General features: G+C 59.0%; 2 rRNA genes. Both read right to left on the minus strand.

Annotated elements, in window-relative coordinates:
• Nucleotides 1-745: ribosomal RNA gene (locus tag ACFWEG_RS29060) — 23S ribosomal RNA — on the minus strand; the annotation flags it as partial.
• Nucleotides 746-1,054: 309 nt separating this feature from the next.
• Nucleotides 1,055-1,138, minus strand: a 16S ribosomal RNA gene (locus ACFWEG_RS29065); the annotation flags it as partial.

A 1,138-nucleotide genomic window follows, 5' to 3' on the forward strand; every position in this document is an offset into this window, starting at 1 on the left:
TCGGACTCGCTTTCGCTACGGCTTCCCCACACGGGTTAACCTCGCTACACACCGCTAACTCGCAGGCTCATTCTTCAAAAGGCACGCAGTCACGAGAACACAGCAAGCTGTGCTCCGACGCTCCCACGGCTTGTAGGCACACGGTTTCAGGTACTATTTCACTCCGCTCCCGCGGTACTTTTCACCATTCCCTCACGGTACTATCCGCTATCGGTCACCAGGGAATATTTAGGCTTAACGGGTGGTCCCGCCAGATTCACACGGGATTTCTCGGGCCCCGTGCTACTTGGGTGTCTCTCAAACGAGCCGATGACGTTTCAGCTACGGGGGTCTTACCCTCTACGCCGGACCTTTCGCATGTCCTTCGCCTACATCACCGGTTTCTGACTCGTCCTGTCGCCGGCAGACGACAGAAGAGAGATCCCACAACCCCGCATGCGCAACCCCTGCCGGGTCTCACACGCATACGGTTTGGCCTCGTCCGGTTTCGCTCGCCACTACTCCCGGAATCACGGTTGTTTTCTCTTCCTGCGGGTACTGAGATGTTTCACTTCCCCGCGTTCCCTCCACGCACCCTATGTGTTCAGATGCGGGTGACAGCCCATGACGACTGCCGGGTTTCCCCATTCGGAAACCCCCGGATCACAGCCTGGTTGACGGCTCCCCGGGGACTATCGTGGCCTCCCACGTCCTTCATCGGTTCCTGGTGCCAAGGCATCCACCGTGCGCCCTTAAAAACTTGGCCTACAGATGCTCGCGTCCACTGTGCAGTTCTCAAACAACGACCAACCACCCACCACCCCACACCATGCGGCGTGAGTTCACTGGGGCCGGCAACCGAAAGCACGTTTCCGTACCTTCAGATACCCAACAGCGTGCCCGACCCGATCCCTGTCCGGCCTGCGTTCCACGCTCCGAGGAGCAGTACTAGCAGCCATGAAAGATCGTGCCGAGTAGTCAACGTTCCACCCATGAGCAACCAGTGCGAGACGTTCGCTCACAATCTGGCCTCTGGACTCCCGGGCGAACCCGTGAGCCTAGACGTGCTCCTTAGAAAGGAGGTGATCCAGCCGCACCTTCCGGTACGGCTACCTTGTTACGACTTCGTCCCAATCGCCAGTCCCACCTTCGACAGCTC

The organism is Streptomyces sp. NPDC060194 (assembly GCF_042728285.1).
GTDB lineage: Bacteria > Actinomycetota > Actinomycetes > Streptomycetales > Streptomycetaceae > Streptomyces.